The sequence below is a fragment of the Limimaricola litoreus genome, from assembly GCF_024159025.1.
Lineage (GTDB): Bacteria > Pseudomonadota > Alphaproteobacteria > Rhodobacterales > Rhodobacteraceae > Limimaricola > Limimaricola litoreus.
This window is the reverse complement of record NZ_JAMYXC010000309.1, coordinates 1-14,884: the sequence shown is the minus strand read 5'-3', so window position 1 is coordinate 14,884 and position 14,884 is coordinate 1. Positions and strand designations below refer to the sequence as shown.

The 14,884-nt window shown below is 69.2% G+C and carries 11 protein-coding genes and 1 pseudogene; 5 read left to right on the top strand and 7 right to left on the bottom strand.

The genetic code is table 11. The features are described 5' to 3' along the window. On the top strand, positions 1-302 hold a 302-nt coding region (locus NHG85_RS18800), incomplete at its 5' end, for a hypothetical protein (RefSeq protein WP_253335265.1). A 58-nt stretch (positions 303-360) separates the two neighbouring features. Here NHG85_RS18800 and NHG85_RS18795 read toward each other — a convergent pair. Then, on the bottom strand, positions 361-1,641 hold the full coding sequence (locus NHG85_RS18795; protein ID WP_253335264.1) for a DEAD/DEAH box helicase: 1,281 nt from the start codon (positions 1,639-1,641) through the stop codon (positions 361-363). 372 nt (positions 1,642-2,013) lie between these two features. Here NHG85_RS18795 and NHG85_RS18790 point away from each other — a divergent pair, with 372 nt between their 5' ends. Further along, positions 2,014-2,823: a division plane positioning ATPase MipZ gene (locus NHG85_RS18790; RefSeq protein WP_253335262.1), complete on the top strand. Its 810-nt coding sequence runs from the start codon at positions 2,014-2,016 to the stop codon at positions 2,821-2,823. Between the two features lie 66 nt (positions 2,824-2,889). On the opposite strand, the gene NHG85_RS18785 is transcribed toward NHG85_RS18790, so the two are convergent. Continuing rightward, complete coding sequence (locus NHG85_RS18785) at positions 2,890-3,744, bottom strand: SDR family oxidoreductase (RefSeq protein ID WP_253335261.1); 855 nt, start codon at positions 3,742-3,744, stop codon at positions 2,890-2,892. A gap of 163 nt (positions 3,745-3,907) precedes the next feature. Here NHG85_RS18785 and NHG85_RS18780 point away from each other — a divergent pair, with 163 nt between their 5' ends. Beyond that, on the top strand, positions 3,908-5,212 hold the full coding sequence (locus NHG85_RS18780; protein ID WP_253335260.1) for a dihydrolipoyl dehydrogenase family protein: 1,305 nt from the start codon (positions 3,908-3,910) through the stop codon (positions 5,210-5,212). Positions 5,213-5,297: 85 nt separating this feature from the next. Here NHG85_RS18780 and glgX read toward each other — a convergent pair whose 3' ends face one another. From glgX to treZ, 3 genes are all read right to left on the bottom strand, one after another. After that, positions 5,298-7,469 carry a glycogen debranching protein GlgX gene (glgX, locus tag NHG85_RS18775; RefSeq protein WP_253335259.1) on the bottom strand — a complete coding sequence of 724 codons (2,172 nt, stop codon included), beginning with the start codon at positions 7,467-7,469 and terminating at the stop codon, positions 5,298-5,300. A gap of 179 nt (positions 7,470-7,648) precedes the next feature. Continuing rightward, on the bottom strand, positions 7,649-10,054 hold the full coding sequence (gene treY, locus NHG85_RS18770; protein WP_253335258.1) for a malto-oligosyltrehalose synthase: 2,406 nt from the start codon (positions 10,052-10,054) through the stop codon (positions 7,649-7,651). Continuing rightward, the gene (treZ, locus tag NHG85_RS18765) at positions 10,054-11,802 is read right to left on the bottom strand and encodes a malto-oligosyltrehalose trehalohydrolase (RefSeq protein WP_253335257.1); all 1,749 of its coding nucleotides are present in this window, start codon (positions 11,800-11,802) and stop codon (positions 10,054-10,056) included. The genes treY and treZ overlap by 1 nt, the downstream gene beginning before the upstream one ends. A 153-nt stretch (positions 11,803-11,955) precedes the next feature. Between treZ and NHG85_RS18760 the strand changes: the two genes are divergently transcribed. Next, positions 11,956-12,750, top strand: a complete 795-nt coding sequence (locus NHG85_RS18760) for an SDR family NAD(P)-dependent oxidoreductase (RefSeq protein ID WP_253335256.1) — start codon at positions 11,956-11,958, stop codon at positions 12,748-12,750. A gap of 84 nt (positions 12,751-12,834) precedes the next feature. Here NHG85_RS18760 and NHG85_RS18755 read toward each other — a convergent pair whose 3' ends face one another. Next, positions 12,835-13,206: a rhodanese-like domain-containing protein gene (locus NHG85_RS18755; protein WP_253335254.1), complete on the bottom strand. Its 372-nt coding sequence runs from the start codon at positions 13,204-13,206 to the stop codon at positions 12,835-12,837. A gap of 101 nt (positions 13,207-13,307) precedes the next feature. Next, positions 13,308-13,436, bottom strand: a pseudogene (locus tag NHG85_RS18750) (ammonia channel protein); the annotation flags it as partial. Between the two features lie 242 nt (positions 13,437-13,678). Between NHG85_RS18750 and NHG85_RS18745 the strand changes: the two are divergent. Next, positions 13,679-14,818, top strand: a complete 1,140-nt coding sequence (locus NHG85_RS18745; protein WP_253335253.1) for a THUMP domain-containing class I SAM-dependent RNA methyltransferase — start codon at positions 13,679-13,681, stop codon at positions 14,816-14,818. Positions 14,819-14,884 lie beyond the last annotated feature (66 nt).

Sequence of the window (14,884 nt, the reverse complement as noted above, 5' to 3'; positions counted from 1 at the left end):
ATCTCGAGGTCTGGGCGCTCGCCCCCAATGCCAAGCTCGTCGCGCAGGCGCTGAACGAGGGGCGCGGGGCCGCACTGGTTGCGCAATGGGACGAGCTGACCCGCACGGCACCCTGGTCGGGCATCGCCGCCTCCTTCGGCGCGGCGCAGGCGGCGCGCCCCGGCGGGGCGCTGGCCGAAAAGCACCGCGCCCGCGCGGCGAGCGGCGGCTTCGATGTCGTCACCGCCGCGCAGAGCGTGGCGCTGCGCGAGCGGCTGCTCGGCACACCGTGCGACACCTCCGGCGTCGATCTCGACCTCTGAGCCGCCACGCGAAGGCCGAAACGAAGAACGCCGCCCCTCGGGGCGGCGTTCTCGTGTCTCAGGCCGCCTTGCGTGCGGGCCGGCGACGGCGGTTCGCACCGCCGGGCTTCGCGGCGCCTTCGGGCTTGCCCCCGCCGCCACCACCGCCGAAGCGACGGCCACCGCCGCCACCGCCTCCGCGACGACCGCTCTTCTTTTCGGGCGCGACCGGGTCCCAGCGGGTGCCGGAGGCCACCGGGATCGCGGCCTTCATGGCCTTCTCGATGTCCTTCAGCTCGCCCATCTCGTCGGGCGCGCAAAGCGCGATCGCCGCGCCATCGGCCCCGGCGCGCGCGGTGCGGCCGATCCGGTGGACGTAGTTCTCGGCCACGTTGGGCAGCTCGTAGTTGTAGACGTGGCGCACGCCCGGAATGTCGATGCCGCGCGCCGCGACATCGGTGGCGACCAGCACCCGGACCCGGCCTTCGCGGAAGTCGCGGATCGCCCGCTCGCGCTGGCTCTGGCTCTTGTTGCCATGGATCGCGGCGGCGGCGAAGCCCGCGGCGGCGAGCTGCTTGGAGAGCTTCTCCATGCCGTGCTTGGTGCGGCCGAAGACCAGCGCCAGCTCATCGCGGTGCTTGTCCAGAAGCTCGGTCAGAAGCTCGGTCTTGGCGGCCTTGGCGACGAAGTGGATCGACTGGTCGATCTTGTCGGCGGCCTTGCCCGGCGGGTTCACCTGCACGCGCACCGCATCGGTGAGATAGGCCGAGGCCAGCTCTTCCATCTGTTTCGGCATGGTGGCCGAGAACAGCATGGTCTGCCGCTCCTTCGGCAGCAGCGGGGCGATCCGGCGCAGCGCGTGGATGAAGCCCATGTCGAGCATCTGGTCGGCCTCGTCGAGCACGAGGAACTCGGTCTGGCTGAGGCTCACGGCGCGGCGGTCCAGAAGGTCGATCAGCCGACCCGGCGTGGCGACGAGCAGCGAGCAGCCGCCTTCCATGCGCTTGATCTGGCCGTTGATCCCGGCACCGCCCACGACGAGGACGGTCTTGAGATGGCTGCCCTTGGTGTAGGCGGTCAGGTTGTCGGCGATCTGCTTGGCCAGCTCGCGCGTGGGCGCCAGCACCAGAGCGCGGGCGGATTTGGGCGCGGGCTTGCCGCCCGACTTCATCAGCCGGTCGATCATCGGCAGGCCGAAGGCCGCCGTCTTGCCGGTGCCGGTCTGGGCGAGGCCCATCACGTCGCGGCCGTTCATGGCGTGCGGGATCGCCTGGGTCTGGATCGGGGTCGGGTCGGTGATGCCCTGCTCGGCGAGGGCGGAAACGAGACGGGGCGCGAGCCCCAGCATGTCGAAATCCATGTGCATCCTTGTAAGCGGCGCAAGACGCACCGCGGCATGGGCGCAGACCCGCGGAATGCGGGCCGACGGTCGGGTTGCGCCCTTGCACTGACGCCGGGCCGAATGCCCAGACGCCGACAGGACGCGGCCCCTTGCGTGAATTGGGAACCTCAGAGATCCGAAAGCGGTGCGGGCGCCTGCGCGTATCGCGGGGCGGCGCGGCTGCTCACGCGGGCCATGCGCTTTCGGTCTGGAAGGCAGATGGACCCGAAAGCCGCACAAGTCAATGGGCCGGCCTTGCTAGGAGCCGCGGGACTTGCGCGGGGAACGGCCATCCCCTACCCCGGAAAGCAGTGCGGGAACGGCATCTTGCCGCCGGAAGGGACGGGACACGTGGCGCATATCATCGTCGTGGGCAACGAGAAGGGCGGAGCGGGCAAATCCACCGTCTCCATGCATGTTGCCACCGCGCTCGCGCGGATGGGGCACAAGATCGGCACGCTCGACCTCGACCTGCGGCAGAAATCGCTCGGCCGCTATATCGAGAACCGCCGCCGCTACTGCGAGCGCGCGGGGCTGTCCCTGCCCTCGCCCGCCCATGTCGAGCTGCCCGAGATCGACATGGCGAGCCTGCAACCCGGCGAGAACGCCTCCGATCACCGCCTCTCGGCCGCGGTGGCGCAGCTCGAGGACGACAGCGACTTCATCCTGATCGACTGCCCGGGCAGCCACACCCGGCTCAGCCAAGTGGCGCATTCGCTGGCCGACACGCTGGTCACGCCGCTCAACGATAGCTTCATCGACTTCGACCTGCTGGCCCGGATCGACAATGACGGCGAGACGATCCTTGGCCCCTCGGTCTATTCCGAGATGGTCTGGAGCGCGCGGCAGCTGCGCGCGCAGGCCGGGCTCGACCCGATCGACTGGGTGGTGCTGCGCAACCGGCTGGGCGCGCAGCAGATGGTCAACAAGCAGAAGATGGAAAGCGCGCTGGCGCGGCTCTCCGAGCGGATCGGCTTTCGCGCCGCCCCCGGCTTCAACGAGCGGGTGATCTTCCGCGAGCTGTTCCCGCGGGGTCTGACGCTGCTTGACCTGCGCGACATCGGGGTGAGCAATCTCAACATCTCGAACGTCGCGGCGCGCCAGGAGCTGCGCGACATGATGCGTGCGCTCGACCTGCCCGGCGTCGACGTGGATTTTTAGGCCTGAAGCCATTCAGAACGAGAAAGGGGCGCCCGAGGGCGCCCCTTTCGTCTGTGATCCAGCCCCTCAGGCCCCGACGATCTTGCCGCCGTTGGGATGCAGCGTCTGGCCGGTGAAGTAGTTGCCGTCCGACGAGGCGAGGAAGAGATAGGCCGTGGCCACCTCCCAGGGCTGGCCGGGGCGGCCCAGCGGCGTGTTCTCCCCGAAGCCCTCGACCATCTCGGGCGGCATCGAGCCGGGGATGAAGGGCGTCCAGATCGGCCCCGGCGCCACGGCGTTGACGCGGATGCCCTTCTCGGCCAGCGCATTGGCCATGGAGCGCGACAGCGCCAGCGTCGCGCCACGCGTGGTCGAATAGGTGACGAGGCCGGCGTTGCCCTTGAAGGCGTTGACCGAGGTCGTGTAGACCACCGCGTCGCCCTCCTTGAGATGCGGCAGCGCGGCCTGGGTGATGAACATCGGGTGCATCACGTTGCTGTCGATGGTCCGGCGCAGGCGCTCTTCGGAGATGTCCTCGAGCCCGTCATCGAGCCATTGCTGCGCGGCGTTGATGATCAGCACGTCGAGCTGACCGTATTTTTCGACCGTCTTGGCCACCGCCGCCTCGCAATGCGCCTTTTCACCGAGGTCGCCGCGGATCAGCAGCGCCTCGGAGCCTTCCTCCTCGACCAGCCGCTTCGTCTCCTCGGCATCCTTATCCTCTTCGAGATAGGCGATGGCAAGCTTGGCGCCCTCGCGCGCGAAAAGCACCGAAACGGCGCGGCCGATGCCGCTGTCGCCGCCGGTGACGAGCGCGACCTTGCCCTTCAGCTTGCCGACGCCGGGGTGGCGCGGGGTGTAATCGGGTGCAGGCGTCATCTCGTATTCGTTGCCCGGCATGGTGTCCTGGGACTGGCCGGGCATGTGCTTGGGTTCGCTCATGGGGGATCTCCCTGTTCGGGCTGTCTTCCGGGCCAAACGGAGTGCGCCTGTCCCGGTTCCCCGCGCCCCGCCCGCGCAGGCGGGGTTCCGCCGCGCCGCGCCCGCGCGGAACCCCGGCCCCGCACCGCCGGTTGCCTCCGAAACCAAACCACAGGAGCGCCCCATGGATACGGAGTATGACGCCATCGTCATCGGCGGAGGCTCGGCCGGGCTCTCCTTTGCGCGGCACGCGGCCGGCATGGGCCGCAAGATCGCCCTGATCGAGCGGGCCGAGCTGGGCGGCACCTGCGTCAATCGCGGCTGCGTCCCCAAGAAGATGCTCTGGACCGTCGCCGACGCGCTGCACTGCGGCGCCGGGCTGACGCGGGCGGGCCTGCTCGGCCCCACACCGCAGGTCGACATGGAAAAGCTCTGCGCCGCACGCGGCGCAAAGCTCGACGGCATCCGCCAGAGCTACCGCGAAACGCTGCACGAGGCGGGGGTGCGGCTGATCGAGGACAGCGCCAAGCTGACCGCCCCGGGCGAGGTCACGATCTCGGGCCAGCGGCTGCACGCGCCGCGCATCGTGCTGGCCACGGGGGGCCACCCTGTCAAACCCGAGATGGAGGGCGCGCATCTGACCTGCGACAGCGACGCGGTGCTGAACTGGACCGCGCTGCCCCGCTCCATGGCGATCATCGGCGGCGGCTACATCGGCTGCGAAATGGCGGCGATCCATGCCGCCATGGGCGTGCGGGTGACGCTGGTGACCGACACCGACAGGGTGCTGACCGAGTTCTCCGAAAAGGCCGCGAAGGTCGGGCAGGCCAACATGACGGCCCAGGGCATCCGCATTGTTACCGGCTGCACGCCCCACGCGGTGCGCGAGGCCGAGGAGGGGCTGGAGCTGGTGCTCGATGCCGAGACGACGCTGACCGTCGAGCAGGTCGTCGCCGCCACGGGCCGGGCCCCCAACCTCGAGGCACTGGGCGACATGGCCGAGCGCGTGGCGCTGACCGACAAGGGGGTGCTGAAGATCGACGCGGCCTTCGAGACCTCGCTGCCCGGGCTGCACGCGGTAGGCGATTGCGCCGACCGGCTGCCGCTGACGCCGGTCGCCTCCAGCGATGGCGAGACGCTGGCGCGGCAGCTCTTCGGGACGCATCGCGACCCGGTGGATCTGCGCCATGTCGCCACCACCGCCTTCGTCCTGCCGCCCGTGGGCGAGGTCGGCCAGCCCTCGGCCGATACGATCTTCGAAGAGGCGACGCTCTCGCCGCTCTCGGCGGCGCTGCGCGCGGATGCGCCGCAGGACTACTGGGGCCTGGGCGGCTCCGAGACGGCCATCACCTCCGTGTCGCTGGTGGCCGAGGGCGCGCATGAGGCGATCGCCTGGGCGGCGCAGATGCTGCTGCACCGGCCCGACCGCGAGACCATGCAGCGGGCGCTGGGCGTGCATCCCTCGACCTCCGAAGAGGTTATGGGCTGAAGCAGCATCGCTGGAGACATGGCATGAGAAGGGCCGGCCCGGTGATCCGGGCCGGCCCTTTGCCGTCGTGATGACAGGGTGCGGTTCAGGCGGAGGTCTCGGTCCCTGCCGTCTCGTCGCCGGCGGGCGCGGCGGCCTCGTCCTGCGCTTCGGTTTCGTCCCCGTCCTCGACCTCGGCCTCGTGGTCGGGCACCCAGACCACCACCGACTGCCAGCCGACGCCGACCTTGCCCTGCTCGGCCACGTCGCAGCTCACCGGGTCGAGCGTGGTGTCGATGGCGCGGCGCCAGCCACCCTTGGGCAGCTTGAACTCGCAATTGTCGCCCGAGTTCAGCACCACCATCACCTCGCGCCCGTCGCTATGCGGCACCAGCCGCATGCCGAAGCAGCTCAGCTCCGGGTTCTCCCAGTCGCCCGGCTCCATGGAGCGCCCCTCGGGGTGGCGCCATGTCACGGTCGGGCCGCCATCGGGCGCATCCTCAGGCGCGCGCGCAAAGCGCAGCCGTGCGAGGCCGCCCTCGGCCTTGCGAAAGGCCATCAGCTCGGCCACCGCGCTGGTGATCTCGTCGCGCGCGTTCTCCCAGTCGAGCCAGGTGATCTCATTATCCTGGCAATAGGCGTTGTTGTTGCCATCCTGGCTCTGGCCGAAATCGTCGCCGGCAAGCAGCATCGGCACGCCCTGGCTCATCAGCAGTGTCGCCAGCATCGCCTTCACGCGCCGCACCCGGCTCTCGTTGACGGTCTCGTCGTCGGTCGGCCCCTCGACGCCCATGTTGTCGGAAAGGTTGTTGGAATGGCCGTCGCGGCCATCCTCGCCATTCGCCTCGTTGTGCTTCTCGTTGTAGGAGACCGTGTCCCACAGGGTGAAGCCGTCATGCGCGGCAATGAAGTTGATCGAGGAGGTCGCGGGGCGGTGGCTGTGGTTGAACTGCACCGGCGAGCCGGTCAGCCGCTCGGCCATGGCGGGCACGAGGCCCTTGTCGCGGCGCCAGAAGGCGCGGATGTCGTCGCGCGCCTTGTCGTTCCATTCGCGGAACGGCCAGGGAAAGCCGCCGACTTGGTAGCCGCCGTCGCCGATGTCCCAGGGCTCGGCGATCAGCTTCACGGTTGAGAGCACGGGGTCCTGACGGATGGCGGCGAAGAACGAGCCCTCGCGCTCGAAGCCCATCGCCTCGCGGCCCAGCGTCGAGGCGAGGTCGAAGCGGAAGCCGTCGACATGCATCACCTGCACCCAGTAGCGCAAGCTGTCGAGCACCATGCGCAGCACCATCGGATGCTCGACGTTGAGCGTGTTGCCGGTGCCGGTGGTGTCGTAGCTGTGGCGCTTGTTCTCGGGCGAAAGCAGGTAATACGACGCGTTGTCGATGCCGCGGAACGACAGGGTCGGCCCCATCTCGTTGCCCTCGCAGGTGTGGTTGTAGACCACGTCGAGGATCACCTCGAGACCGGCGGCGTGGAACTTCTTCACCGCCTGCTTCACCTCGCGGTAGAAGCCCGACTTCAGATAGGGCTTGTGCGGCGCGAAGAAGGACAGCGTGTTGTAGCCCCAGTAATTCGACAGGCCTTTGTCCACGAGATGCCCGTCATTGGCGAAGGCGTGGATCGGCAGAAGCTCGACCGCGCTGGCGCCGATCCGGGTCAGGTGATCGATGAAGGCGTCCGAGGCGAGGCCCTCGAAGGTGCCGCGGTCTTCCTCCGGCACGCCCGGATGGCGCATGGTAGCACCCTTGACGTGGGTCTCGTAGATCAGCCCGTTCTGCCAGCGGCGGCGCAGGGCGCTATCCGCCTCCCAGTCGAACTCGGTGTCAACCACGACGCCCTTGGGCATGAAGGGGGCGCTGTCGCGCGGATCGGGGCCCTCGGTGTCGTCGCCCGGCTGGGTGTAGCCGAACAGCGCCGGGTCCCACTTGATCTCGCCGATGATCTCGCAGGCATAGGGATCGAGCAGCAGCTTGTTGGGGTTGAAGCGGTGGCCTTCCTCGGGGGCCCAGGGGCCATGCACGCGGTAGCCATAGACCTGGCCCGGCCCGACATCGGGCAGGTAGCCGTGCCAGATGCCGCCTTCCATGCGCGGCAGGTCGAGGCAGGCGATCTGCTCCTTGCCCTCGTCGTCGAACAGGCACAGCTGCACGCAGGTGGCATTGTCCGACCACAGCGCGAAATTGGTGCCGTAGCCGTCATAATTCGCGCCCAGCGCATCCGAGCGCGAGGCGGCGAGGTCGAAGGCGGGCAGGTTGGGGTGGATGTCCTTGGCCATCTGGATGTCTGAACTCCGTGGCGGCGCTCCGGGGCGAGCGGCGCGGATGACCGGCACGGGGGAGGTCGTGCCGGAGAATGAAAACATGGAATGCGAGCACGCGCGATTGCCCCGCACGAGATTGGGGCTCCTGCGGCAACGCCGCAGCGGCCCCGGGGTTCCCCCCGGGGAACGCTGCGTCAGCCCTGGGCCGGAATCCAGTCGAGCCGCACCGCCGCGCCGAGATCGGCCTCGCTGTGCGGCCAGACGGGGCTTTGCCCCGGGGCCGCGTCGATGCCGTGGCCCTGCCGGTCGATGCGCAGCTCCAGCCGGCCCTCCGCCCCCTCGCGGGTCAAGAGCAGCGCATCGGGGCCGGGCGCCTCGATCCGCACCTCCGCCGTCTCGAAGAACCCCGGCATCCGGCGGCGCAGCGCCAGCCCGGCGCAGATCAGCCGCGCCTTGCGCCCGGCGAAGCTGTCAATCCCGGGCGCGGGTTCGGGGTCCGGACCATCGGTGGCGACCGCGCCGGGGATCTCGTCCAGCGGCACCTCATGCGCGAAGCAATCGGGCGCGCCCTTCGTGGCAAGCTCTGCGATGGCGCGGAAATCCACCGCCATACGGTTGTCGGGGTCGGTGAGCTGGAACGCACCCACCTCCGTGCCCTGGTAGATGTCCGGAATGCCGGGCATGACCATCTTCAGCGCCGTCTGCGCCAGCGACAGCACCTCGCCGCGCGCCATGAGCTGACCCGCGCCCGCGGGCATCTCGCGGGCCCAGCTTGCCGCCAGGGCGGCGGCAAAGCGCTGGGCGGCGGCCTCGGCCTCCTGATTCTGGTGGGTCCAGGTGGTGACCTCCTTGGCCTCGCGCATCGCCTTCTCGACATGTTGGCCTAGCCGCTCGGCGATGTCGCCGCGCCCCTCCTCCCACATCGCCAGAAGCGTCTGCAGGATATACCAGCGCAGGTTCGGGTCGATCTCCTGCGCGCCCTCGACGGTCTCGCTGTGCTCCCACAGCGCGAGGAAGGCCTCCGGCAGGTGGCTGATGGCGACGAGCCGCATCCGCGCGTCCTCGGACCGCTTGGTGTCATGCGTCGAGGTCAGCGTCATCTCCGAGGGCGCGCGGCGCTGCAGCCAGCCCGACAGCTCCTCGACCTCGATGGTCGGTGCGTCGGGGTCGGCGCCGACCTCGTTGGCGGCGATGTAGCGGTTCCAGCGGAAGCCCGCCGTGTCCTCATGGGCCTTGGCCAGAAGCGCACCGGTGACCTGCTGGAAGCGGGTCTGCAGCACGCGCTCCTCGGGCGTCTCGGGGTCGGTGAGATAGCGCGCGATGCGCTGCACCGTCGCATCCGAACGCAGCCCCTCGCCCGCTTCGGCTGCGACCTTCTCCATCAGCGCGCGCTCCTCGTCCGAGGGCGCCTCGCCTTCGGCGAAATAGGTGCGGTAGCGCGGGAAGGCCACGAGCAGCGCGATCACCGCCTCGCGCAGCGCCTCGTCGCCGGTCTCGAGCGCGTCCTCGGGGCCCATGGCGCTGCGCGCCATGTCGATGAGCTGGTGCATCTCGGCGGCCAGCTCCTGACGGATCACCTCGTTCTTGGCCGCGATCAGCGCGTCGTGAAAGCTGCCCTCGCGCCCGGTCTCGCGGCGCCAGACCTCGTCGAGACGCCCCAGCCCCTCGGCATCGGTGAGGATGCGCGATATGGCGCGCGCCGCCTCGTAGCCGGTGGTCCCCTCGATCGGCCAGGAGGCGGGCACGGTCTCGTCGTCGGTCAGGATCTTCTCGATCCAGACGGGCGTGTCGCCCACCTTGTCCCGCAGGCGGCGCAGATAGGCGGCGGGATCGGCGAGCCCGTCGATGTGATCGAGCCGGATGCCCTGTACCAGATCCTTGTCGAGCAGGTCGAACAGCAGCGCATGCATGTCGTCGAACACCGCCTCGTCCTCGACCCGCATGCCGATCAGCCCGGTGACGTTGAAGAAGCGTCGATGGGTGACGCCGTCGCGCTCGTATTCCCAATGGGTCAGCCGCCAGGGCTGCGCTGCATGGGTGTCGCGGATCGCCTCGGGATCGCGGCGCATCTCCTCGGAGGGCAGCGTGCCCTGCGCCATGGGAATGGCGAAATGCTCGGTGGCGAGCTGCGGCCCCTCCTCGCCCTCCTCGAGCCGGAAGGCGCCCGCCTCCAGCATCTCGTCGAAGGGCTGGCCGAGGAAGGGCAGCACCAGCCGCCCCTTGGCCCAGTCGATGTCGAAATGCCGGGCAAAGCGGCTGTCCTGACCGTGGCGCAGCACGTCGCGCAGCCAGGGGTTCTCGAGGTGAAAGGCGGTGTGGTTGGGCACGATGTCGAGGATGATCCCGAGCCCGGCCTCGCGGCAGTCCCGCGCCAGCGCCTCGAAGCCCTCGCGCCCCCCGAGGCAGGGGTCGATCTCCGCGGGGTTGGTCACGTCGTAGCCATGGGTCGAGCCGGAGGCGGCGGTGAAGACCGGCGACAGGTAGAGATGGCTGATGCCGAGCCCCGACAGATAGGGCACGAGCCGCCGCGCACGGTCGAAATCCACTCCTTCGCGCAGTTGCAGGCGATATGTGGCGCGGGGAAGCTTGGGGTCGGTCATCAATTGCGGCTCACGATCAGGGCAAAGGCAAAGGGATCGGCGGCGGGATCGCCGATGGCGAAGTCGTGCGGCTCGGCGGTCGGCGGCGTGTCGGGCGGAGAGCCCAGGTTGATCCGCGCCACCACGTAGCCGTCCTTGAAGGGCCACAGCGCCGAAAGCGCACGAGGCCCCGTTCGGGCCACCCGCGCAGGCCCCGCGCGGCCCGATGTCATCAGGGGCACGATGCGCTCGGCGCGCAAGGACAGCAAGCGCCGCGTGAGATCGCGCCAGTGCTCCATGGTCTCAGCGTCGCCCTGGAAGGGGCGCGACCGCTCGAAGGTTTCCCTGGCGTTGGGGTCCGGCACCTCCTCGCCGAAGCTGAGGAAGTCCTTGAACTCGCGCTGCCGCCCCTCGCGGGTGAGGCGGGCCAGCTCGCCCTCGTGATCGCAAAAGAACAGGAAGGGCGCGGTCTCGCCCACTTCCTCGCCCATGAACAGCATCGGGATGAAGGGCGAGGTCAGCAGCATCGCATGCGCCACCTCGGCGCCGCGCGGATCGGTGAGCGAGATGAGCCGCTCGCCCAGCGCCCGGTTGCCGACCTGGTCATGGGTCTGGTTGGAGTTGACGAAGGCGGTCCATGGCAGGTGCGAGGCGGGCCGCCCGCGCCGGGTCTCCTTGCCGTGGCGCGGCTGGCCTTCCTCGACATGGCCGCGGGTCAGCGCCAGCACCAGATCGCCGATCGGGTCATGCGCGAAGGGGGCGTAGTAGCCCTCGCTCTCGCCGGTGAGCGCGGTGTGCACCGCGTGGTGATAATCGTCGTTCCAACTTGCCACGTAACAGCCGGTGTCGCGCAGCTCGGGCTCGTTGCGCTCGTCCTCGGTGATCAGGTGGATGGGACGGTCGAGATCCAGCGAGTCCACCCGCTCGCCCAGCTCGACCAGGAAATGATGCGGCGAAGGGTCGATGATCTGGTGCACCGCGTCGAGCCTGAGACCGTCGAGCCGGTAGTTGCGCAGCCAGTGCAGCGCGTTCTCGATGAAGAAGCCGCGCACCGCCTCCTGCGTGAAGTCGATGGCCGCGCCCCAGGGCGTGTGGCGCTCCTCCTCGAAGAACTCGGGCGCATAGGCGTGCAGATAGGCGCCGTCGGGGCCGAAGTGATTGTAGACGACATCGAGGATCACCATCATCCCTGCCGCCTGCGCCGCCTCGACGAGATCCTGCATTTCCTCGGGCGTGCCGTAGGCGGGATGCGGCGCAAAGGGCAGCACCCCGTCATAGCCCCAGCCGCGCGCGCCCTGCCACTGGCCCACCGGCATCAGCTCGATCGCGGTGATGCCGAGATCGGCCAGCTCCTGCATCCTCTCGGCCGCGGCCTTGAATGTGCCGGCTTCGGTGAAGGTGCCGACATGCATCTCGTAGATCACGGCCTCTTCCCAAGGCCGCCCGGACCAGTCGCCGCGCCAGTCGCGCGCACCCGGATCGACGAGACGGGAGGGGCCGTGCACGTCGCCCGCCTGCTGCCGCGCCGCCGGATCGGGGCGCGCCTCGCTGTCGATGACGAAGGCATAGTCTTGCCCCGCCTCGGCCTTGGCCGTGGCGGTCCAGAACCCGTCGTCCCCGCGGCTCATGGGGCTGTCCTCGTCGCCGAGCCGCAGCGCGACCTCCTTGGCCGAAGGGGCCCAGAGCCCGAAATGCCATTGCCCGCCGCCCTCGGGCCGCGCGCCCCAGCGATTGCCCGATGCCGCCGCCGGCGTTCTGTCCTGCGTCATGTTGGTCCTCATTACCTGTCACGCGAACAGGCCGGCGGGCCTGCCGGTTCCATCAAGTGCGACGTATCGCCGGGGAACAAGTGGGGTTTTTGCCTCTTGTGCCCGCAACGGGCCACGACCGGCCCACCCCCCGGAGCGAAAACGGAGCGACACATGGATCTCGGCATCAAGGGCAAGCGCGCCCTCATCACCGGCGGCTCGGGCGGCATGGGCATCGAAGTGGCCAAGCTGTTCAAGCAGGAGGGGGCGCACCCTTTCCTGACCGACCTGGACGAAGAGGCGCTGAAGAAGGCCGACGACGCCGTCGGCGGTGCGGCGGGCACCATGGCCGCCGATCTGACCGACACCGGCCAGATCGCCAAGCTCAAGGCGCGGCTGGAGCAAGAGGGCGGCTGCGACATCCTCGTTCATGCCGCGGGCGTCACCGGCGCCAAGGGCGACCCGCTGGAGATGACGGACGAGGACTGGATGGAGGCCTGGGAGATCGACTTCATGTCCGCCGTCCGGCTGAGCCGGGCGCTTGTGCCGGGCATGGTCGAGAAGGGCTGGGGCCGGGTCGTCTTCGTGACCTCCGAGAACGCGGTGCAGCCCTATGCCGACGAGGCGGTCTACAACGCGGCCAAGGCGGCGCTGCTGAACTTTACCAAATGCGTCTCGATGCCCTATGCGCCCAAGGGCGTGCTGTTCAACACCGTCTCGCCCGCCTTCATCGAGACACCGATGACCGACGGGATGATGGAAAAGCGCGCCGACGAGCTGGGCGTGAGCATGGACGAGGCGATCGAGAGCTTCCTGAAGGAAGAGCGCCCCTTCCTGACGCTGGGCCGCCGCGGCAAGGTCGAAGAGGTCGCGCCGGTGATCGCGCTGCTGTGCTCGGACCGCGCCAGCTTTACCGTGGGCTCGGCCTACCGCGTCGATGGCGGCTCGGTCGGCGCGATGAATATTTGACGCCCGTTCCGGGCGATGAACATCTGAAACGCGAAGGGGCCACGCCATTGGCGCGGCCCTTGTCCCTTGAGCGGTTGTGGCGGATCACTCCTCCATCGGGCCGCCGGCTTCCTTCCAGTCGCCGATGCCACCGATGTTGGTGACCTTCTGAAAGCCCATTTCCTTGAGCGTCTTGCCCGCCAGCGCCGCCTGCCCGCCTGCCCCGCAGACGAGATGGATATCGGCGTCCTTGCGGAACTTCGGATCGTGGTACTGGCTGTTCTCGTCGGCCATGAACTCGATGAAGCCGCGCGGCGCGTGCAGCGCGCCCTTGATCTTGCCGGTCTTGGCGATGGCGCCCGAATCGCGCACGTCGACGAAAAGCGCGTCGCTGCCATGCTTCTTGATCGCTTCCTCGGCCGGAATGCGCGTAACCTGCGCATTGGCTTCGTCGAGATAGTCCTTGGCGGTTTTCATGGATGCCCCCTGAAAATGATGACGGCGCGGCCCCTTGGGAGCCGCGCCGCGTGATCTAGCCTGCGGGGGTGCGCTCTCAAGAGGCCGCGTCGTAGGCCCGAATGCATGAACGCGCTGAGCACGTTGCGAACGCGCACGAGCCCGCCGTAGAACAGCGCCAGACCCGGCAGGGTCATGAACAACACAAGCGCCGTGGCCGAGATGATCCAGGCCGTATCCGCTCCATTCACCCGCATTTTCCTTTCGACGATCCCGCAAAGGGCTGCCGCAAGAAACGAAAGACGCGCGTCCGATCGAACGGCAAATGCCCCGTGACGCCGCGCAATCGCGAGGCAGTGCGCGTATCGCCCCATATTTGTGCGTCCTCCCGCGGCGCTGACCGCAATTGCGGCGCGGCGGGAATCGAGCGCTGCCGCGTGCCGGGCGCGAGATTCCCGTCGCGGCAGGGCTTCGTTGCCGCTATGGGTCGCGCATGACCGACAGCATATTCGAGATCTTTTTGCAGGCCCCGCCGGGGCTGGAACGGCTTCTGGCCGACGAGGCGCGCGAAAAGGGCTTTGCCGATCCGGCCCCCGTACCCGGCGGCGTCACCACGCGCGGTGGCTGGGAGGAGGTCTGGCGCGCCAACCTCGAACTGCGCGGCGCGGGCCGGGTGCTGGTGCGGCTCGGCGGCTTCATGGCCTTTCACCTCGCCCAACTGGACAAGCGCGCGCGCAAGTTCCCATGGAGCGATGTGCTGCGCCCCGGCGAGACGGTGCGCGTCGACGTGGTCTGCCGCCGCTCCAAGATCTACCACGCGGGTGCTGCCAAGCAGCGCATCGAGACCGCGCTCGAAGCCTTTGGCGCGGTGATCGCGCAAGGCGGCGACGAGGCGGATAAGGCCGATGCGACGGCCATCGCCATCAAGGCGCGAATCGAGGACAACGAGGTGATCTTCAGCCTCGATAGCTCGGGCGCGCCGCTGCACCGGCGCGGCACCAAGCAGTTCGTCGGCAAGGCACCGATGCGCGAGACGCTGGCCGCATTGTTCCTGCGAGCCTGCGGCTATGAGGGGCGCGAGCCGGTCTATGACCCGATGTGCGGCTCCGGCACCTTCGTGATCGAGGCGGCGGCGATCGCCGCGCAGGCCCGGTCCGGCGCGCGGCGCGATTTCGCCTTCGAACGGCTGGCGAGCTTCGATCCCGCGCGCTGGCAGCGGATGCGCGATGCCACGACGCCGGCGATCCCCGAGGGCCTGCGCTTTGCCGGATCGGACCGGGATGCGGGCGCCGTCGCGGGTGCTGCGGCCAATGCCGCGCGGGCGGGGCTGGAGGATCTGGCGACCTTTCACCACGCTGCCGTCAGCGACGCCGCCCCGCCCGAAGGGCCGAAGGGGCTGGTGATGATCAACCCGCCTTATGGCGGGCGCATCGGCAACAAGAAGCTGCTCTACGGGCTGCACGCCGCGCTGGGCGAAACCTTGCGGCGCAATTTCAAAGGCTGGCGCGTCGGCCTCGTGACGAGCGAGCCGGGGCTGGCGCGCGCCACGGGCCTGCCGCTGAAACCCTGGGGCCCGTCGGTGCCGCATGGCGGGCTCAAGATCACGCTGTTCACTGCGCCGCCGCTCGATTGAGCGCCGGGGCGGGGTCAGGCGACGGCGCGCGCCTCGGCCGCGTGTTGCCGTGCCGCGTCCAGCACC